Below are 19,001 nucleotides of genomic sequence, written 5' to 3' on the forward strand. Positions count from 1 at the left end.
CTCCCCGCTTAGCGTCGGTAGAGTGAATTCGCCGGAAAGATTGCGCCAATCACGCTTTTTTCCCGTGCGCCCGTTACCGCAGGCAGATTGCCCGGCAGGCCGGAGAGCGTGCGGAAAGCCAGCCAGGCAAACGCCAGCGCCTCCATATCGTCACCACTGACACCCGCCGCATCGGTAGTCGTTACTTCCGTTCCCGGAAGATGCGCTGCCAGTCGTGCCATCAGCAGCGGATTGCGGCTGCCGCCGCCACACACCAGCAGACGGTCGCAGCCATCATTGAGTAACACCTGCTGCGTGATGGTGATGGCGGTCAGCTCGACCAGCGTAGCCTGCACGTCCTGCGCAGCCAGACCCGGGAAATAGCGCAGATGCTGCTCCAGCCAGCTGAGGTTGAAGTGTTCGCGCCCGGTGCTTTTCGGCGGCGGCAACGCAAACCAGGGCTCACGTAGCAGCGCCTCCAGCAGTGCCGGAATCACCGACCCGCTGCGCGCCCACTGCGCATCTTTGTCATACGGCTGAGCCTGATTACGCCAGATCCAGGCGTCCAGTAGCATATTGCCGGGGCCGGTATCGAAGCCGCGCACCGGTTGACCCGGGATCAGCAGCGAGAGATTGGCGATGCCGCCAATATTCAGCACCATGCGGCGTTCCGTAGCATCCATCAGCAGCGCCTGATGAAAGGCAGGCACCAGCGGCGCGCCCTGCCCGCCCAGCGCCATGTCACGGCGGCGGAAATCTCCTACCACGGTGACGCCGGTGGCCGCCACGATCTGATTATGATCGCCAATCTGCAGCGTATTGGGTGCGTCACTCTGTGGCTCATGCCAGACGGTCTGACCATGACAGCCAATCGCCGTGATATCGCTGGCGTCAAGCGATTCGCGCTTCATTAATGTCACTACCGCTTCAGCAAACAGCTGGCCGAGGCGGGTATCAAGCTGGCCGAGCTGCGACAGCGTCAGGGACTGTCCCTGACATATCGCCAGAATCGCCTGACGCAGTTCTGGTGGCATCGGATGGCAGTAGCTCGCCTGCTGCGCCACCATATTTTCATCAATGGCAGCCAGCACCACATCCACTCCATCCAGGCTGGTGCCTGACATTACCCCAATATAGCGTCCTGATTTCATAGCCATTCCTTACTTCCGGCGGGAAGTGCGATTCATCTGCGGTTAGCCTGACAAATAATGATCGCTAATTCTATGATTAAATTCTTTTTATCCAATCGTGCTGACTGATAACGTAATGGGACTATTTTTAGTCCACGATTGAATTATTGTTGATCCTGCATAGTCTATGCTTCGTCCAGCCGTGTTTTATTCGGACAGGGATTAATTTGCCAGGTTTGTGTCTTATACTGTGAGCAGGATACAGCGGTAAACGTGGCACCTTCTCGACTAAAGGAGTTTCAAATGATTAAGCGTGTAATTGTGGTCGCTCTGGCCGGTGTGATGCTGGCAGGTTGTAGCAATACCAGTACGCTGTCGGGTGATACCTACAGTGCCAGTGAAGCTAAGCAGGTGCAGAGCGTTTCGTACGGTACCTTAGTCTCAGTACGTCCGGTGAAAATCCAGGGCGGCGATGAGAGCAATGTCATCGGTGCTATCGGTGGTGCGGTGCTGGGTGGCTTCCTGGGTAACACCATTGGTGGCGGCAGCGGACGTAGCCTGGCGACAGCCGGTGGTGCGGTTCTGGGTGGCGTAGCAGGCCAGGGCGTACAGGGCGCAGTCAATAAAACCGATGGCGTTGAGCTGGAAATCCGTAAGGATGATGGCAACACCATCATGGTGGTTCAGAAACAGGCCGCCACGCGTTACTCTGTTGGCCAGCGTGTTGTGATGGCATCCAACGGCAGCCAGGTGACGGTTTCACCTCGCTAATGAAGCTAAACAAAAAACCGACGCCTGGGCGTCGGTTTTTTTATTTCTCTTTATGCTGAAGTTCGAGAATGTTTTTCTCAAGCCGGGCGATCAGCGTCACCATCTGACTGATCTCTTCCCGACTGATGCCGGACAAAATGTCGTCCCGCGTCTCATCAATCACACTCTCAACCTGTTCGATTATCGGCTCGGCCTGCTGCGTCAGCTTAATGCGCTTGGCACGACGATCGTTGGCGCAGGTCGAACGGGTGATTAATCCTTTCTCTTCCAGCTGATCCAGCGTGCGCACCAGCGAAGGCTGTTCAATACCAATCGCCTTGGCTAACTGAATCTGCGACTGTTCGGGCGGCAGTTGATGAATATTGTGCAACGTCACCCAGTGAGTCTGAGTCAGCTCAAGCGGCTTCAGCCGCTGATCAATCAACGCGCGCCAGATGCGCACCAGGCGAGATAAATCCGTTCCGAGGGGCGTATCCATTTCATCTCCTTATAATTAGCTTGCTAGCTATCAAGCCAGATTTTACACTATTCTGCGAGTTTACAGGACAAATTACAAATCCCGGACCAGGCCACGATAACGTGGCAGCGCTTTCACTCTGACGTTTGGGTTAACGAAGGATGTTATCACGTGCTCACTCCTGCTTTTTCAGGTGCGAATCCGCTGACCGATCTGGTGGTGGGTGCCTCACTGTTTTTCCCGCCGATATTCAAAGCGGTGATCCTCGGCTTCTTTTTCTGGCTGCTGATCCACCCTCTGGTGCGTGGCTGGATCTACTCCGGCGATGTCTGGCATCCCACCCTGTTTGATCTCTCCCTGTTTGTGCTGTGCGTTACCGCCGCACTCTGGCTCATCGGTCACGGATAATCGATATGAAATTTAACGCGGTAAAATACTTCTCCACGCTGATTGTGTTTGCCCTGGCGCTGCTGGCCGGTGGCTGGCTCTGGAACTACTATATGCAGTCGCCCTGGACCCGTGACGGGAAAGTACGGGCAGAGCTGGTGGATATCACGCCTCAGGTGTCGGGACGAATTACGCAACTGAAGGTCAAAGACAATCAGTTTGTGCATCAGGGCCAGCAGCTGTTAACGCTGGACCCGGTGCCGTGGCAGATCGCGCTCGACAATGCCGCCGCCCAGCTCAGCAAAGCGCAGGCGGATCTCGCGAAAGCGCAGCATGAATTTAACCGTCGCAGCAGCCTGCCGCGCAACATCATCTCCGCAGAGGACCTTGATGCCGCGCGATTAAGCGCCGGCGCGGCGGCCGCCAGCACCAAAGCGGCACAGGCGGAGTGGGAACGGGCGCGCTGGAATCTGCAGCAGACGACGCTGACCGCACCGGCGGATGGCTGGATCACCAATCTGACGCTGCGTCCCGGCAACTATGCCACCGCGGGTTCGCCTCTGTTTGCTCTGGTCGACAGCCACTCTTACTACGTAATGGGCTACTTCGAAGAGACCAAACTGCGCCATATTCACCCAGGCGCAGCGGCCCAGGTGGTGCTCTACAGCAATGGCATGCGGCTGCAGGGTCAGGTGGATAGCATTGGCCGCGCCATCTATGACCAGAGCATTGAGACCGACAGCGGCCTGGTGCCCGATATCAAACCCAACGTGCCCTGGGTGCGGCTGGCGCAGCGGGTGCCGGTGCGTATTCGTCTCGACCCGCTTCCTGCCGATGCAGAGCTGGTTGCGGGAACCAGCTGCACCATCACCATCCAGCCATGAATTTTCAGTGGCTGGCCTGGGATCAACTGCCCTGGATTAAGGCGAACGCCGGCCAGTGGCGCTATGCGTTGCGCAACGCTATTGCGATGTGCCTGGCGCTGAGCATCGCCTACGCACTGGATCTGGATGAGCCGTACTGGGCAATGACCTCTGCTGCCGTGATTAGCTTTCCCACCGTCGGCGGCGCGATCAGTAAAAGTCTGGGGCGCATCGTTGGCAGTCTGATGGGGGCCAGCGCTGCGCTGCTGATCGCCGGACATACGCTTAATGAGCCGTGGCTGTTTACCTTTGCCATTGCCGGCTGGCTGGCGCTCTGTACCGGCATAGCGAACCACTACCAGAATAATGTTGCCTACGCCTTTTCGCTGGCGGGCTACACCGCCGCCATCATCGCCTTTAGCAGCGTTAACATCACCGATATCACCTCGCTATGGACCATCGCTCAGGCACGGGTTTGCGAGGTGATCTCCGGCATTCTCTGCGCCGGATTAATGATGATGGTACTGCCGAGTACCTCCGATGGTGAGACGCTGATTACCTCACTGAAACAGATGCATGCCAGGCTGCTGGAACATGCGGTATTACTGCTGCAGCCCTCAGCCAGCGAGACCATCCGGACCGCGCATGAAAATGTCATCAGCCAGATCCTGACCATGAATCTGCTGCGGATTCAGGCGTTCTGGAGCCACTACCGCTTTCGCCGACAGAACAACGTGCTGAACTATGTGCTGCACCAGCAGCTGCGACTCACCAGCGTGCTCTCCAGCCTGCGACGCATGCTGCTGAACTGGCCCGACGCGCCAGAGGCGCTGTTTGACGCGCTGCAACAACTGCTGGCGGAGCTGGCGAAACCGGCGTGTGATAAATATCGTCTGGCGCAAATCCTGCGCAGCGTGACCCCGGCAGCGGATGGCGACTACCGGCAGCGCGCTTTTTGTCAGCGGCTGCGCTACTTCTGCTGGATGTACCTCAACGTGCTGCGCTGGATCCGCCTGCTGGATCGCGCCGATGCCGACACCCGCTTTCAGCCACCGCCGGTTCCGGCGCTGGCGCGCGACAGTGACAGCGCCGAGGCGGGCTGGAGCGCCCTGCGTACCTTCTGCGTTATCGTGCTGGGCTGCGCCTTCTGGATCAATACGCAATGGTCTTCCGGTGCCGCCGCGCTCACCTTAACCGCCATTGCCTGTGTGCTCTACGCTTCATCACCCTCACCTGGCGGCAGCGTCACGCTGCTGCTGAAGACCCTGCTGTGGCTGTTTGCGTTTAGTTTTGTGATGAAGTTTGGGCTGATGGTGCAGATCAGTCAGCTGTGGCAGTTTTTACTGTTTCTGTTCCCGCTGCTGGTGACGCTGCAACTCTTTAAGCTGCAGCAGAAGCAGCGCGCCGGGATGTGGGGACAGTTCATCGTCTTTATGGGTTCGTTTATCGCGGTGACTAATCCGCCCACATGGGATTATCAGGACTTCTTTAACGATAACATCGCCAAAGTCTGCGGGGTGCTGCTCGCCTGGCTGGCGTTCCAGATTCTGCGACCCAGCTCCGATGCGCGGCGCAGCCGACGGCATATCCGGGCGCTGCGGCTGGCGTTTCTCGATCAGCTGCGGCAGCGGCCCCGGCTCAGCGAGAGCCGCTTCGAATCGCAGATTTACCACCGTATCAGCCAGCTCAGTCACAGCCGGGACGAGCAGGCACGCGTCTGGCTACTGCGCTGGGGCGTGGTGCTGCTCAACTGCTCGCATATCGTCTGGCAGCTGCGTGAATGGCGCGCCGGTTCAGCCGCACTGATGGGGTTTCGCGATCACTGCCTGCAAGACTTACAGCAGATTATCAGCAGCCGCGGCGTGCGCCACAGCTCGCTGGATCGAATTCTGACGCAACTGGAGGAGACCATCACCGCGTTACTGGCACTGGAAAGCAACGAGGCCAGCGAGCTGGCGGGGATTATCTGGCGGTTACGCTGTTCACTGGCACAGCTGAAGCAGGCGGTGCCGGAGTGATCACTGGCAATATTGCTGCTGTTGCCGGTTAAAATCATCCTGCAGCTGTTGCAGCGTTTTATGGCCTTCGAAGCGGGTTTTATCCATTTCGGTCATCGGTTCAATCACCAGCACTTTCTCATCGGGTGAGAAGATAAACCGGCGTGTCAGTTCGGTACCGGTAAAACTCTGACCATGAATGCCACCGCACACCATAGTCATGGTACGGCGATAAATAGTGCTATCCGTGAAATTGGTTTCGGTGGCGCTGCGAAAGACCTGATCGCAACCCTGCGCTTCCAGCTTACGCACCATGTTGCGGCTCAGCCATTCACGACCCTTCGCGATCTTTTCACAGGTGATACGCATTGGGTTGGTATCGATGGTGCGCTGCAGTTCGCGTCCGGTTTCGGTGACCAGTTGCGTATCATTGGGTTTATCGCATCCCACCAGCAGCAGACACAGCAGTAATGCGCCCTTGAATTTCATTTTCCTGCTCCTTTCCCCATCACGCTTTCTTACCTGAATCAATATCATAGGGGGGAAATGTCAGGGATGGTACAACAATTCATAAACAGGCAGGAGAAAAGCGGGCGGCCATCGCCTGCCGCCCGGAAACTCAGATTACACCGCAGGCGTAGCGTGCCCCGCCACCGCCCAGCGGTTTAGGATGGTCAGCATGATTGTCACCGCCGACGTGCACCATCAGCGCTTTGCCTTTGATCTCTTTTAACGATTTCAGACGCGGCGCCAGCACCGGATAAGTGGCGCTGCCTTTGTCATCGACATAGACCGCGGGCAGGTCGCCCAGGTGCCCCTCTGCATAAGGCCCCAGATGTTTGCCGCTGTTGGCTGGATCAAGGTGACCACCCGCCGCACCGGCGGCGACCACTTTGCCTTCAGACTCGCCCGGTTCACAGCTGCCTTTAGCATGAACATGGAAACCATGAATGCCCGGCTGAAGGCCCTGCAGATCCGGCGTGAACTGCAGACCATACTGTGTCTCGTCAATCTTAACGGTGCCCAGCGATTTCCCAATCCCTTCAGCGGTAACCTGATGGATCGTAACCTGCTCGCTGGCAGCCAGTGCTGAGCCGCAGGCGATCAGTGCGAATAGGGCAACTACTTTCATTTTCATGGTGACTCCATTTGCATACCAGGGTTTGAGATAAGTCTGGTCGCTGTTGCACTATTTTGCCGGAGATTGACGCAGTTTTACGCTTCAGGGCACATCAAATCCCAGCGCCGCCTTGCGAATACGGAACCACTGCTGACGCGAAAGGGATAAGTTCAGTGCTCCGGCGGCTTCGCTGACCCGCGCCGTTTTACCTGAGCCGATGATTGGCAGCGGGCGCGATGGCAGCATCAGTATCCAGGCATAGACCACCTGCTCAAGGCTGGTGGCACCGGTTTCCTGCCGCACGGCTTCCAGTTCGTCACGCAGCGGCTGGAAATGGGGATCGTTAAACAGGCGACCACCACCCAGACAGGACCAGGCCATCGGACGAATACGCAGCTGCTGACACTGATCCAGCGATCCATCCAGCAGCACACTTTGCTGCACCGGTGAGATCTCCAGCTGATTTGTCACCAGCGAGAACGGCAGACGGGATTGCAGCAGGGAAAACTGTGATGGTGTGAAGTTAGAGACGCCAAAATGCAGAACCTTGCCGCTGTGATGCAGCGCCATAAAGGCTTCGGCCACCTCGTCAGCCTCCATCAGCGGATCGGGACGATGGATCAGCAGCAGGTCGAGACGATCGGTGTGAATATGCCGCAGTGAGTTTTCAGCACTCTGCAGGATATGACGTTTGTCGGTAATGTAGTGGCCTATCTGATGCTCAGGCTGGGCGCGGGTGGCGATGCCGCACTTGGTGACAATCTGTAGCTGGTCGCGCAAACCGGGTGCCAGTTTCAGTGCCTCGCCAAACGCCGCCTCACACTGGTAGTCACCGTAGATGTCCGCATGGTCAACGGTAGTGATGCCGAGCCTCACGTGGTGCTCAATAAAGGCGACCCGTTCCTGTGGCGACATCCCCCACTCCATCAGACGCCAGTACCCCATGACCAGCGGTGAAAAATCGGGCCCCTGTGAAGCGATGGCTTGCGGTTCTAACATGACGTTCTCCCTGTTGCGCGTTGGCTGAAATTAGCGTGTCAGAGAGTATAACGGAAAGCGCAAAGTCGTCAGAATAACTCCGGCTGTTGTGGCGCGTGTGGCTCCTCACCTTTCTGTTGCCGTTGCAGACGCTGACGCCGCTGCTGACAAAGACGAATGACCTCACGCTTTTGCGCATCGCTGAAGCGCAGCCAGTTGAACCGCTCATCGCGGCTGCGTAAACATCCCAGGCAGTAGCCGCGCGCATCCGTCTGGCAGATGCCGCGACAGGGGCTGGGAACCGGGAAAAACTCAAGCTGCTCGGCCACCGCGCCTCCGGATTCACAGAATAAACAGTCCAGTAAAAAGCGTAGCCTGGTTGCGCAGGAAGTAAGCCCCACCCGGTCAGAATTATCCTGTTCTTTGACTCAGGAGTGAACACTCTGTGCCAAATAGAGAGGGTTGCGTTGCAATAGACCGACTGGTCTACTAATCTCACTGCCATGAATAAGACGCTACAACGCAACGAAACCCGCGAACACCTGCTCCAGACAGGTGAGCAACTCTGTCTGCAACGCGGCTTTACCGGAATGGGCCTCAGCGAACTGCTGACGCAGGCGGCGGTGCCGAAAGGCTCCTTCTACTACTACTTCCGTTCTAAAGAGGCGTTTGGCGTGGCGTTACTGGAGCGCTATTTTGCGCGTTTCCTGCAGGATGTGGCGTTGCAGCTTAACCAGACCGAAGGCACGCCGCGGGAGCGTCTGCTTAACCACTTTCGTGCTGCCGTTGATCTGTTTGTTCAGCAGGGCCACATCGTAGGCTGTCTGGGCGTCAAAGTCTCCGCGGAGGTGTGCGATCTCTCAGAGCCGATGCGTGATGCACTGCAGCAGGGTGCCGGAAAGATCACGGCACTCTACGCCCGGACCCTGATTGCCGCAGAGCAGCAGGAGTCGCTGAGCCTGCCGCAGCCCCCCGCGCAGATGGCGGAATTGCTGTCGCTGCTGTGGCTGGGTGCCAGCCTGCAGAGCAAAATTTCCCGCGAGGCGCAGCCACTGCGTCTGGCATTGAGTACCATCGAACAGTGGCTTGAACGCCGCTGATTTTAAAAAACATGTTTGTAGACGACTGGTCTACTAATCAGGAGCTATTATGGCGAGTACCCAGCTGTTTCGTCCGCTAAAAGTCGGTGCAATTACCGTCCCAAACCGCGTATTTATGGCACCGCTGACCCGTCTGCGCAGCATTGAGCCAGGCGACATCCCTACCCCGATGATGGCTGAATATTATCGTCAGCGCGCCAGCGCCGGTTTGATCATCACCGAAGCGACCCAGATCTCTTTCCAGGCGAAAGGCTATGCCGGTGCGCCAGGCTTACATACTCAGCCACAGATTGCAGCGTGGAAAGCGATTAACGAAGGCGTGCATCAGGCTGGCGGTCACACCGCAGTACAGTTATGGCACACCGGTCGTATCTCACATAACAGCGTGCAGCCGGAAGGCAAAGCACCGGTTGCGCCATCGGCGATTGCCGCTGGCACCCGTACCTCACTGCGTGCTGAAGATGGCAGCGTCTATCGCGAAGATACCTCAACGCCACGTGAGCTGACAGTGCCAGAGATTAAGCAGATTGTGGCAGATTTTGGCCAGGCTGCGGCCAACGCGCGTGAAGCGGACTTTGACCTGCTTGAGCTGCACTCGGCGCACGGTTACCTGATGCACCAGTTCCTGGCACCTGGCTCAAACCAGCGTACTGATGAATATGGCGGCAGCATCGAAAAACGCGGCCGCTTTGCGCTGGAAGTGGTTGATGCGGTGATCGCTAACTGGTCAGCCGATCGCATTGGTATTCGCGTCTCACCTATCGGCAGCTTCCAGAATCTGGACAACGGCCCGGATGAAGAGGAAGCGGCGCTGTGGTACATCGGCGAGCTGGCAAAACGCAACATCGCCTATCTGCACCTCTCTGAGCCAGACTGGGCGGGCGGTCAGCCTTACACCGACGCTTTCCGTCAGAAAGTGCGTGATCTCTTCCCGGGTGCCATCATTGGTGCCGGTGCCTATACCGTTGAGAAAGCGGATGACCTGATTGGTCGCGGTCTGATCGATGCGGTTGCGTTTGGTCGCGATTACATTGCTAACCCGGATCTGGTTGAGCGTCTGCAGCAGGATGCCCCACTCAATCCACAGCGTCCGGAAAGCTTCTACGGCGGCGGCGCGGAAGGTTATATCGACTACCCAACGCTGTAACCGGTTCGGGCTGCCGTCCGGGATGATGACGGCAGCCATTATTCAATAGCGATTTTCATCGCTATACTTAGCGCCTGAGTCATCGGGCGATGGCGTTTTATTTAAAAGAGGATGTTATGCGTTTACTTCATACCATGCTGCGCGTTGGCGATCTGCAACGTTCAATCGATTTCTACACCCGTGTGCTGGGCATGCGCGTGTTGCGTCAGAGCGAAAACACCGAATACAAATATACCCTGGCATTTGTGGGCTACACCGACGAGAGCGAAGGTGCGGTGATCGAACTGACCTACAACTGGGGCGTCGATAAGTATGACCTCGGTGATGCCTATGGTCATATTGCGCTGGGCGTTGATGACGCAGCAGCGGCCTGCGAACGTATCCGCAAAGATGGCGGCAATGTGACGCGTGAAGCTGGCCCGGTTAAAGGCGGCTCCACCATTATTGCCTTTGTTGAAGATCCCGATGGTTACAAAATCGAGCTGATCGAAAACAAAGATGCCGGTAACGGCCTCGGCAACTAAACCTGCCTGTCAGCCTGCCCGGTCGGGTGGGCTGAATCCCCTTCTCTGCGCTTCATCTGCTGCACCCGGCCCCGTTTTTTGCCATAATACGCGCTGCCCTTTTTCTGCAACGAGATCCTGATGTCTGAATCGAATTCCCCTAATGCACTCAATCAACGTTTCCGTGGCTTCTATCCGGTGGTGATCGACGTTGAAACCGCGGGTTTCAATGCGCAAACCGATGCGTTACTGGAGATTGCCGCTATCACGCTGAAGATGGATGAAGAGGGATGGATTCAGATTGACCAGACGCTGCATTTCAACGTCGAACCTTTTGTCGGATCGCTGCTGCATCCCGAAGCCCTGGCCTTTACCGGCATCGATCCCAGCAATCCGCTGCGCGGCGCGGTCAGTGAATATGAGGCGCTGCACGCCATTTTCAAAATGGTGCGCAAGGGCATTAAAGACAGCGGCTGCAATCGCGCCATTATGGTGGCGCACAATGCCACTTTCGACCTGAACTTTATGTCAGCGGCGGCGGAACGAGCCAGCCTGAAGCGCAATCCGTTTCACCCGTTTGCCACCTTTGACACCGCGGCCCTGAGTGGACTGGTATTGGGTCAGACGGTGCTGGCGAAGGCCTGTATTGCGGCGGGAATGGAGTTTGACAGCACGCAGGCGCATTCGGCGCTCTATGACACTCAGCAGACGGCAACGCTGTTCTGCGAGCTGGTGAACCGCTGGAAACGGTTAGGCGGCTGGCCACTGCCCTTCGCGGAAGGCGATGCAGAAGCCACGACATCCGCATAAGGGATGCCGCAATGAAAAAGGCCGACGTGATGTCGGCCTTTTTTTATTCTGCTTCTTTAAATTTTTCTGCAGTCTCTTTGATCAGCGTCTGCAGTTCACCACGTTGTAACATTTCAACGATGATGTCGCATCCACCGACCAGCTCGCCATCAACCCACAGCTGCGGGAAAGTTGGCCAGTTAGCGAATTTCGGCATCTCGGCACGAATGTCCGGGTTCTGCAGAATATCCACGTAAGCAAAACGCTCACCGCAGGCTGACAGCGCCTGCACCGCCTGTGCAGAGAAACCGCAGCTTGGCAGTTTCGGGGAACCTTTCATGTACAGCAGGATCGGGTTTTCTGCGATCTGGCGCTGAATTTTTTCTACAGTACTCATAATTGCCTTCCTTAATTCGTCACATCGTGTTTGTTTATTGTAGCGACTTCGCAGCGTGACTGAAAACGAGATTTTGATCGCTGCCCGATTAAATCGCCATCATTGTTAAGTCCTGCTCCGGGACACCTGAATTCCTGATTATTAACAGCAGGTAACAGATTAATAATTCGTAATAATTTCGTTGATATAAGACGCTGAAAATGTTCATTTTCAGCGCAATTGCGTGGGTTGCAAAGATTAATATTAAAAGGCATTACAGTTTTTAAAAGAACTGGACTAGAATGGCCTGGGCGCTGATCCTGGATCAGATTAATCTCAACTTTGTCGCGGTGCGTAGTGGCCCTGACAACTTAACTAATCAACGGACTATGCGTTTAATCATTACGTTTTTCATGCTGGCCTTTGCGCAACTGTTTTTCAACATCGCCGCTGCGTCGCCTCACGCGCCGGTGAACGTCAGTACGCATAAAGCAGAGAAAAAGAGTGCGCGCGACGATGAGCGTCGCAAGCGTCGCCCGGTCAAAACGGTGACGAAAAAGACTCGCCTCAGCCCGGTTCAAAAACTAAAAACAAAAAAACTGAAAAAAGTCGAACTCACCGCAAAACAGACGCCTGCTAAAAAGACCTCGCTAAAAACCGCCCGTCTCAGTAAGAACAAAGAGAAGAAACGCTATGGTCATCAGCGCCTGCTGAAAACCGCTGAGGTCACCACCAGCGAGACCGGCACGATTAAGATGAGCAAATCTCACCGTCAGCGCTATCAGAAGGCCCGCGAAACCGCGATGACCAAGCTGATGGGTCAGTTGGGTAAACCCTATCAGTGGGGCGGCACCTCTCCCCATACCGGTTTCGATTGCAGCGGCCTGGTCTGGTACGCCTATAAAGATCTGGTGAAGTTTAAGATCCCACGTACCGCTAACGAGATGTACCACCTGCGTGACGCCGCCCCGATCAAGCGTGAGTCGCTGGAGAAAGGCGATCTGGTCTTCTTCCGTATCAATGGACGCGGTACTGCGGACCATGTCGGCGTTTACCTGGGTGATGGCAAGTTTATCCAGTCGCCACGCACCGGCAAAGATATTCAGATCAGCGCGTTAGGAGAAGATTACTGGCAGCGCCACTATATTGGTGCACGTCGGGTGATGACGCCAAAAACCATACGCTGAGCAGCAGAACAACCAGAAGAGAGCCGGGATAATCCCGGCTTTTTTTTAGTGCAGAATAGCGGTAAAACTAAAGGCCACAATCATCAGCAGACAGCCCGCGGTGGTCATTAATGCCAGTTTAAGATCGGTACTCATTGCTTGCTCCTTAGTCACACAATCAGTAGGGGTATCGCATTTTCCCACAGGGCCCGGTAAAAATCTCGTTTTATCCGTTCAGCCTTGTTAGAATCCCGCCTTTGTTGCGCAACGCGCGCAACCCTGATTCCGTTTGCGCACGTTTTCAGGCGCTTTTACGCCGCCAGCGGCCTGTTTCCTGGCCATGAATGCTGCATTTTTGCGGAAAAAACCCTGAGCAGACGCAAACGTTTAACACTACGCTTATCATAGAGTTAGATAAGCACTGGAGTCCGATTTTCATGGCAACAATTAAAGATGTGGCGAAACGCGCTGGCGTCTCAACGACCACCGTTTCGCACGTCATCAATAAAACCCGCTTTGTGGCTGAAGAGACGCGCAACGCGGTCTGGCAGGCGATTAAAGAACTGCACTACTCGCCGAGCGCCGTGGCGCGCAGCCTGAAAGTGAACCACACCAAAACGCTGGGCCTGCTTGCCACCTCCAGCGAAGCGCCCTATTTCGCTGAAATTATCGAAGCGGTTGAAAATCACTGCTTTGACAAAGGCTATACGCTGATTCTGGGTAATGCGCATAACGATCTGCAAAAACAGCGCGCCTATCTCAGCATGATGGCGCAGAAACGCGTCGATGGGCTGCTGGTGATGTGCTCTGAATATCCGGACGATCTGCTGCAGATGCTGGAAGAGAACCGCAATATCCCGATGGTGGTGATGGACTGGGGCGAGTCGCGCGCCGACTTCACCGACACGGTACTGGATAATGCTTTCCAGGGCGGCTATCTGGCGGGACGCTATCTGATTGAACGCGGACACCGGGATATTGGTGCTATCCCCGGTCAGATGGAGCGTAACACCGGTGGCGGACGTCATGCCGGTTTCCTGAAGGCGATGGAAGAAGCGGGTATTCAGCCACGCGCCGAGTGGATTGTGCAGGGTGACTTTGAGCCGGAGTCGGGCTATCAGGCGATGCAGCAGATCCTGTCGCAGAAGCAGCGTCCGACGGCGGTGTTCTGTGGCGGTGACATCATGGCGATGGGCGCGATTTGCGCCGCCGACGAGATGGGTTTACGCGTCCCCCAGGATATTTCGGTGATCGGCTATGACAATGTGCGCAACGCCCGCTATTTTGCACCGGCCCTGACCACGGTGCATCAGCCTAAAGCCCAGCTGGGTGAGAAAGCGCTGGAAATGCTGCTGGACCGCATTACCAGTAAGCGCGAAGTGTCACAAACGATTGAGGTCCATCCCACGCTGATTGAGCGCCGTTCCGTGGCCGATGGCCCGTTCCGCGACTATCGCCGTTAATGCTCGCTTAACCACTCCTGATTAAGCGTTTGCGCATCACCCAGATAGCTGAGCAACCAGCCTGTCGCCGGTGATGCGCGATCCTCTGCCCAGCTGACGCAACATGGGCTGTCCGGAAACGCCACCGGCAGCGTCAGTTCAACCAGCTCGCCACTGTCGAGCAGCGGCCTGGCCAGGTGACCGGGCACCATCGCCACACACAATCCCGCCTGCACGCACTCCAGCCCGGTTTGCCACTCCGGCACCACCAGCCGGCGCTGGTTATCCAGCGTCCATGTCATACGACGCGGCAGTGCGCGAGAAGTATCTTCCAGCACCAGGGATGGCCAGCTCCGCAGCGTGTCATCATCTATCTGGCTCGCCTGCGTCAGAGGATGGTCGGGCGCAACCACGCAGCGCCAGTTAAGCGTGCCCATATCGCGAAAAGCAAAACGTCCGCCCACCGGTATCGCCTGAGTGGCACCAATCGCTACCTCCACCCGGCCATCGGCCAGCGCATCCCAGACGCCGTTAAAGACTTCATAGCTGATGATCAGCTCCATATCAGGAAAGTGGCGATAGAAATCTTTGACCAGCTGCCGGGTGCGCTGAGGTTTAGCGATACGGTCAACGGCAATGCTTAGCTGGCCGCGCCAGCCGTTAGCCAGCTGCTGACACTGTCGCCGGGTGGCAAGCATTTTTTTGATGACGCTGCGCCCTTCCCGGACAAAATGCTCACCCGCCGGGGTCAGAACCACTTCGCGATGCTGCCGTTCAAATAGCGGTACCGCCAGCCAGTTTTCCAGCTGACGCACCGTATAGCTGATGGCAGAGGGCACCCGATGTAACTCCTGCGCGGCGGCGCTGAAGCTCCCCCCACGGGCGACAGCGTCAACCACTTCTAATGCATATTCTGACCACATAATCTGCCTTCAAAAATTTTAACAGCAATCGGCAAATATTACCGTTTCACAGCAGCAAACGCACCTTTTACACTCTGCCGCGTTTATCCTGCAAAAATGAGAATCAGATGCTGTCGAATAAAGGGTTTATGCCCTACCTTGCCCTGCTGAGCATGCTGGGCTTTTTAGCCACTGATATGTACCTGCCCGCCTTTGGTGCGATGCAGCAAACCTTTAACACTTCACCCGGTCTGATCAGCGCCAGTATGAGTCTCTTCCTGGGCGGCTTCGCCGTGGGTCAGCTCTTCTGGGGACCGCTTTCCGATCGCATCGGTCGTAAACCGGTGCTGCTGTCCGGACTGGCCATGTTTGGCGCTGGCTGCGCAGGCATGCTGTGGGTGAATGATATCTATCTGATGCTGGCGCTGCGTTTTGTCCAGGCGATTGGCGTCTGTGCCGCTGCCGTAAGCTGGCAGGCGCTGGTGGTGGATCGCTATCCTGCAGCGCGCGCTAACAAAGTCTTTGCCACCATTATGCCGCTGGTTGCGCTCTCTCCGGCGCTGGCTCCGCTGCTGGGTGCCTGGCTGATCGGCCACTTCCACTGGCGTTCGATTTTCCTGGTGCTGACGCTGATTGCGGTGGCGTTGATTCTGGCCACGCTGCGTCTGCCCACCGTGCGCAAGGCCGCGGGAGAAAAAGGTGCGCAGCCGGGCTTTTTCACGCTGCTTAAATCCCGGGTCTACAGCGGCAACGTGCTGATCTACTCCGCCTGCTCCGCCAGCTTCTTTGCCTGGCTGACCGGATCGCCCTTTATTCTGGCGGATCTAGGTCTGTCGCCCGCCGATATCGGTCTGAGTTATGTGCCCCAGACGCTCGCCTTTTTAATTGGCGGCTTCGGCTGTCGCACCCTGCTCAACCGCTTTAACGGCGCACAATTGCTGCCCTGGCTGCTGGCCGTCTACAGCCTGAGCATTCTGGCGCTGTTTGCTGTTGCGCTTGCTGGCAGCAGCACGCTGGTGAGTCTGATGGTACCGTTCTGCGGTATGGCGCTGGCTAACGGCGCGATCTATCCGATTGTGGTGTCCAGTGCGCTGATGCCCTTTCCGACCGCTACCGGTAAAGCCGCCGCGTTGCAGAATACACTGCAGTTAGGACTCTGTTTCGCTGCCAGTTTGGCGGTGTCGGCCGGCTTAACTCAGGCGCTATTTACCACCACACTGATGATGACGGTGACAATTGTGCTGGCGCTGATGGGTTACGCCATGCAGCGAGCCGCAAGCGCACAAACTGTTGTTGCCTCTGCGCAAACTGCCTGCCAGGATAATCAGTGACACACTGACTTTTTAGTTAGCGCCCTAACAATAAGTTATTGAATATTGACCCGCGTGAGAATATACTCATCCGGGTCAACAAATCTGTAATAAATCAACAATATAATAACGTAATAATCTGATTGGCACCCTGCTGCCGGGATGGTATTCGCGCGCGTTATTCTCACCTTACCCGACCTGCTGCAGGCTGTTCCAGTCCTCTGTATCACACAGATAACCGGTTTGCGGAGCCATCCGCATCGTTTCTCATTGCCTGAATAAATTGGCTACTCTTTGTTCAGGTTCAGATTGGACAGGTGGTGGAAAATCTATGAGTTCATCTTATGCAGAAGAAGTGAGCCTCGAAGAAAACCATTGGTATCGCATCGTTCATGAACTGCTGGAAAAAGCGGATATCGAAATTAATGGTTCACGTCCCTGGGATATTCATATTAATCATCCTGGTTTTTTTAAACGTGTTCTGCAGGAGGGCTCTCTTGGGCTCGGTGAGAGCTATATGGATGGATGGTGGGAGTGTGACCGGCTGGATATTTTCTTCCACCAGGTACTTAAACATAAACTCGATCAGCAGCTGCCTCATCACTTCAAAGATACGCTGCGCATTGCCGCCGCACGCTTAACCAATCTGCAGTCAAAAAGACGGGCGTGGATTGTCGGTAAAGAGCATTACGACCTGGGCAACGACCTCTTTTCACTGATGCTCGATCCCTATATGCAATACTCCTGTGGCTACTGGAAAGAGGCGACGACACTGGCGACGGCGCAGGAAGCCAAGCTGGATATGATCTGCCGTAAATTAGCGCTGGAACCCGGAATGTCACTGCTGGATATCGGCTGTGGCTGGGGCGGACTCGCGGAATTTGCCGCACGTTATTATGGCGTTAAAGTGCATGGCGTGACGATTTCCGCCGAACAACAGAAACTGGCGCAGCAGCGCTGCAGCGGATTAGACGTCACGATTCTGTTGCAGGATTATCGCGATCTGAATGAGCAGTTTGATCGTATTGTGTCGGTGGGTATGTTTGAACATGTCGGACCGAAAAATTACGCGACCTATTTTGACGTGGTCGATCGTAATTTAAAGCCTGACGGTATTTTCCTGCTTCACACCATCGGCGCGATTAAAACCGATATGAGTGTCGATCCCTGGATCGATAAATATATCTTCCCCAACGGCTGCCTGCCTTCGGTGCGCCATGTGGCCGATGCCAGCGAACCCCATTTTATTCTGGAAGACTGGCACAACTTCGGCGCAGACTACGATAAAACACTGATGGCCTGGCATGAACGCTTTTTGCAGGCCTGGCCAGAGCTGGCCGATAAATATGGCGAACGCTTTAAACGGATGTTCTCCTATTATCTGAATGCCTGTGCCGGTGCCTTCCGGGCGCGTGATATTCAGCTGTGGCAGATCGTGTTCAGTCGCGGTGTTGAGGGGGGATTACGGGTGGCGCGGTAGGGGTTAAAAAGCGGGCAATTAAGAAGGCGCTGCCCCGGCTGAACACTTGAAAAGAAGGGCCTGTTTTGCTTTAACAGGGAGCGTTGCGCAAGGAACGGGGTCAGATCGGAAAGTCGCAAAACCCGTCATCCCTGACACGCCCGGCCCACGCGATTACGCACCTCATCCCTGAGGTACGCCCGTTGCCGGGCCAACGCTTTGCGTTGTTCAAAAACGCTCCCGGCGTTTTTATCCGGGCGGCGGGACGCTTTCCTCTTCTGAGCCGGTGCCCTGCGCTTTTATAATGCTGACAGAGTAAAACCGATTGGGCTGTCAGCGGTGCTTACGCGCCTTTTATTAACTCTCTGTCTTTGACTGGCCGGTCAGCATGCTCATCGCCGCCGCGGCATCGCGCTGTGCTAACACCCGCTCAACGGTCTCCACGATTGCCTGCGTGTGCGGATCGATTTCAATATTCACCCGATCGCCAAAGGTCTTCGCCCCCAGCGTGGTACGCTCCAGCGTTTCCGGGATCAGATAGACGCAGAACTTAGTCTTAGTCACATCGCCTACCGTCAGGCTGATACCGTCGATGCCGACAAACCCTTTATGCAGAATATATTTCATCTGCGCCGCATCCTGGATTTTAAACCAGACCTCGCGGTTATGTTCTGACTGGATAATCTTGCAGATTTCAGCGGTGGTCATAATATGACCAGACATCAGATGTCCGCCTATTTCATCGCTGAATTTCGCTGCACGCTCAATATTGACCACATCGCCCTGACGTAAATCGCCAAGGTTAGTCACCCGCAATGTCTCTTTAATTAAATCAAAACTGACGCGGTCGCCTTCAATTGCCGTTACGGTTAAACAGCAACCGTTATGGGCTACGGATGCGCCCAGCGCCAGACCCGGTAAGAGCTCTTCCGGCAGGCGGACAGTGTGGGTGCGAAACAGTTCTTTCTCTTCAATGGACACGATTTCTGCGGTGCCCTGCACAATACCGGTAAACATAGTCTTTGCCTCTGCGAAGTTTACGCTAGTTTATCACAGCTCAGGTCGGCTGTTAGATTTCAGCCCGCACCGCCGCTTTATAGCGGAGCAAATCGCATTGTGTGACAA

At 55.8% G+C, this 19,001-nt stretch carries 22 protein-coding genes; 12 read left to right on the top strand and 10 right to left on the bottom strand.

Going from position 1 to position 19,001, the window contains the following annotated elements; genetic code table 11:
* Positions 1 to 8: 8 nt before the first annotated feature.
* On the bottom strand, positions 9 to 1,130 hold the full coding sequence (gene anmK / locus ACO6VX_RS05805) for an anhydro-N-acetylmuramic acid kinase (protein WP_033767108.1): 1,122 nt from the start codon (positions 1,128 to 1,130) through the stop codon (positions 9 to 11).
* Between the two features lie 282 nt (positions 1,131 to 1,412).
* On the opposite strand from anmK, the gene slyB reads away from it, so the two are divergent.
* Positions 1,413 to 1,880: an outer membrane lipoprotein SlyB gene (gene slyB, locus ACO6VX_RS05810; protein ID WP_010245548.1), complete on the top strand. Its 468-nt coding sequence runs from the start codon at positions 1,413 to 1,415 to the stop codon at positions 1,878 to 1,880.
* A gap of 40 nt (positions 1,881 to 1,920) precedes the next feature.
* On the opposite strand, the gene slyA is transcribed toward slyB, so the two are convergent.
* Positions 1,921 to 2,358, bottom strand: coding sequence for a transcriptional regulator SlyA (slyA, locus tag ACO6VX_RS05815; RefSeq protein WP_010245551.1), 438 nt, complete (start codon positions 2,356 to 2,358; stop codon positions 1,921 to 1,923).
* Between the two features lie 150 nt (positions 2,359 to 2,508).
* Here slyA and ACO6VX_RS05820 point away from each other — a divergent pair, with 150 nt between their 5' ends.
* The 3 genes from ACO6VX_RS05820 to ACO6VX_RS05830 are packed head-to-tail and all read left to right on the top strand — an operon-like array spanning position 2,509 to position 5,605.
* Positions 2,509 to 2,745: a DUF1656 domain-containing protein gene (locus ACO6VX_RS05820; protein ID WP_010245554.1), complete on the top strand. Its 237-nt coding sequence runs from the start codon at positions 2,509 to 2,511 to the stop codon at positions 2,743 to 2,745.
* Between the two features lie 5 nt (positions 2,746 to 2,750).
* Positions 2,751 to 3,608 carry an HlyD family secretion protein gene (locus ACO6VX_RS05825; RefSeq protein ID WP_033767106.1) on the top strand — a complete coding sequence of 286 codons (858 nt, stop codon included), beginning with the start codon at positions 2,751 to 2,753 and terminating at the stop codon, positions 3,606 to 3,608.
* Positions 3,605 to 5,605: an FUSC family protein gene (locus ACO6VX_RS05830; RefSeq protein WP_422457893.1), complete on the top strand. Its 2,001-nt coding sequence runs from the start codon at positions 3,605 to 3,607 to the stop codon at positions 5,603 to 5,605. The genes ACO6VX_RS05825 and ACO6VX_RS05830 overlap by 4 nt, the downstream gene beginning before the upstream one ends.
* Here the strand turns inward: ACO6VX_RS05830 and ACO6VX_RS05835 are convergent, their stop codons facing one another.
* The 4 genes from ACO6VX_RS05835 to ACO6VX_RS05850 all read right to left on the bottom strand — a co-directional run bounded on the left by ACO6VX_RS05835 (position 5,606) and on the right by ACO6VX_RS05850 (position 8,011).
* Positions 5,606 to 6,073 (bottom strand): hypothetical protein, encoded by a 468-nt coding sequence (locus tag ACO6VX_RS05835; protein WP_010245563.1) that lies wholly within the window; start codon positions 6,071 to 6,073, stop codon positions 5,606 to 5,608.
* Positions 6,074 to 6,203: 130 nt separating this feature from the next.
* A complete protein-coding gene (gene sodC, locus ACO6VX_RS05840; protein ID WP_256849310.1) occupies positions 6,204 to 6,722 on the bottom strand; it encodes a superoxide dismutase [Cu-Zn] SodC in 519 nt (172 codons plus the stop codon).
* A gap of 84 nt (positions 6,723 to 6,806) precedes the next feature.
* On the bottom strand, positions 6,807 to 7,703 hold the full coding sequence (locus ACO6VX_RS05845; protein WP_033757493.1) for an aldo/keto reductase: 897 nt from the start codon (positions 7,701 to 7,703) through the stop codon (positions 6,807 to 6,809).
* Between the two features lie 68 nt (positions 7,704 to 7,771).
* Positions 7,772 to 8,011: a DUF1289 domain-containing protein gene (locus tag ACO6VX_RS05850; protein WP_010245573.1), complete on the bottom strand. Its 240-nt coding sequence runs from the start codon at positions 8,009 to 8,011 to the stop codon at positions 7,772 to 7,774.
* Positions 8,012 to 8,185: 174 nt separating this feature from the next.
* Between ACO6VX_RS05850 and ACO6VX_RS05855 the strand changes: the two genes are divergently transcribed.
* The 4 genes from ACO6VX_RS05855 to rnt all read left to right on the top strand — a co-directional run bounded on the left by ACO6VX_RS05855 (position 8,186) and on the right by rnt (position 11,242).
* Positions 8,186 to 8,782 (top strand): TetR/AcrR family transcriptional regulator, encoded by a 597-nt coding sequence (locus ACO6VX_RS05855; RefSeq protein WP_010245576.1) that lies wholly within the window; start codon positions 8,186 to 8,188, stop codon positions 8,780 to 8,782.
* Positions 8,783 to 8,831: 49 nt separating this feature from the next.
* Positions 8,832 to 9,929 carry an alkene reductase gene (locus ACO6VX_RS05860; protein ID WP_010245578.1) on the top strand — a complete coding sequence of 366 codons (1,098 nt, stop codon included), beginning with the start codon at positions 8,832 to 8,834 and terminating at the stop codon, positions 9,927 to 9,929.
* A gap of 116 nt (positions 9,930 to 10,045) precedes the next feature.
* Positions 10,046 to 10,453, top strand: coding sequence for a lactoylglutathione lyase (gene gloA / locus ACO6VX_RS05865; protein WP_010245580.1), 408 nt, complete (start codon positions 10,046 to 10,048; stop codon positions 10,451 to 10,453).
* Between the two features lie 120 nt (positions 10,454 to 10,573).
* Positions 10,574 to 11,242, top strand: coding sequence for a ribonuclease T (rnt, locus tag ACO6VX_RS05870; protein WP_010245582.1), 669 nt, complete (start codon positions 10,574 to 10,576; stop codon positions 11,240 to 11,242).
* A gap of 43 nt (positions 11,243 to 11,285) precedes the next feature.
* Here the strand turns inward: rnt and ACO6VX_RS05875 are convergent, their stop codons facing one another.
* The gene (locus ACO6VX_RS05875) at positions 11,286 to 11,621 is read right to left on the bottom strand and encodes a Grx4 family monothiol glutaredoxin (RefSeq protein ID WP_170933470.1); all 336 of its coding nucleotides are present in this window, start codon (positions 11,619 to 11,621) and stop codon (positions 11,286 to 11,288) included.
* Positions 11,622 to 11,986: 365 nt separating this feature from the next.
* Here ACO6VX_RS05875 and ACO6VX_RS05880 point away from each other — a divergent pair, with 365 nt between their 5' ends.
* Complete coding sequence (locus tag ACO6VX_RS05880; RefSeq protein WP_010245589.1) at positions 11,987 to 12,784, top strand: C40 family peptidase; 798 nt, start codon at positions 11,987 to 11,989, stop codon at positions 12,782 to 12,784.
* A gap of 45 nt (positions 12,785 to 12,829) precedes the next feature.
* On the opposite strand, the gene ACO6VX_RS05885 is transcribed toward ACO6VX_RS05880, so the two are convergent.
* Positions 12,830 to 12,919, bottom strand: coding sequence for a YnhF family membrane protein (locus ACO6VX_RS05885; protein ID WP_010245592.1), 90 nt, complete (start codon positions 12,917 to 12,919; stop codon positions 12,830 to 12,832).
* Positions 12,920 to 13,200: 281 nt separating this feature from the next.
* Here ACO6VX_RS05885 and purR point away from each other — a divergent pair, with 281 nt between their 5' ends.
* A complete protein-coding gene (gene purR, locus ACO6VX_RS05890) occupies positions 13,201 to 14,226 on the top strand; it encodes an HTH-type transcriptional repressor PurR (RefSeq protein ID WP_010245595.1) in 1,026 nt (341 codons plus the stop codon).
* Here the strand turns inward: purR and punR are convergent.
* Complete coding sequence (punR, locus tag ACO6VX_RS05895) at positions 14,223 to 15,128, bottom strand: DNA-binding transcriptional activator PunR (RefSeq protein WP_010245598.1); 906 nt, start codon at positions 15,126 to 15,128, stop codon at positions 14,223 to 14,225. The two genes, purR and punR, sit on opposite strands and share 4 nt — an antisense overlap.
* A 107-nt stretch (positions 15,129 to 15,235) precedes the next feature.
* Between punR and punC the strand changes: the two genes are divergently transcribed.
* Together punC and cfa are read left to right on the top strand one after the other, a co-directional pair.
* Positions 15,236 to 16,438 carry a purine nucleoside transporter PunC gene (punC, locus tag ACO6VX_RS05900; protein WP_050680542.1) on the top strand — a complete coding sequence of 401 codons (1,203 nt, stop codon included), beginning with the start codon at positions 15,236 to 15,238 and terminating at the stop codon, positions 16,436 to 16,438.
* Between the two features lie 310 nt (positions 16,439 to 16,748).
* Positions 16,749 to 17,897 (top strand): cyclopropane fatty acyl phospholipid synthase, encoded by a 1,149-nt coding sequence (cfa, locus tag ACO6VX_RS05905; protein ID WP_418795663.1) that lies wholly within the window; start codon positions 16,749 to 16,751, stop codon positions 17,895 to 17,897.
* A 336-nt stretch (positions 17,898 to 18,233) separates the two neighbouring features.
* Here cfa and ACO6VX_RS05910 read toward each other — a convergent pair whose 3' ends face one another.
* On the bottom strand, positions 18,234 to 18,893 hold the full coding sequence (locus tag ACO6VX_RS05910; protein ID WP_010245607.1) for a riboflavin synthase: 660 nt from the start codon (positions 18,891 to 18,893) through the stop codon (positions 18,234 to 18,236).
* Between the last annotated feature and the right edge of the window lie 108 nt (positions 18,894 to 19,001).

It is taken from the genome of Pantoea sp. BJFS-204, from assembly GCF_049310725.1.
Classification (GTDB): domain Bacteria; phylum Pseudomonadota; class Gammaproteobacteria; order Enterobacterales; family Enterobacteriaceae; genus Pantoea; species Pantoea agglomerans.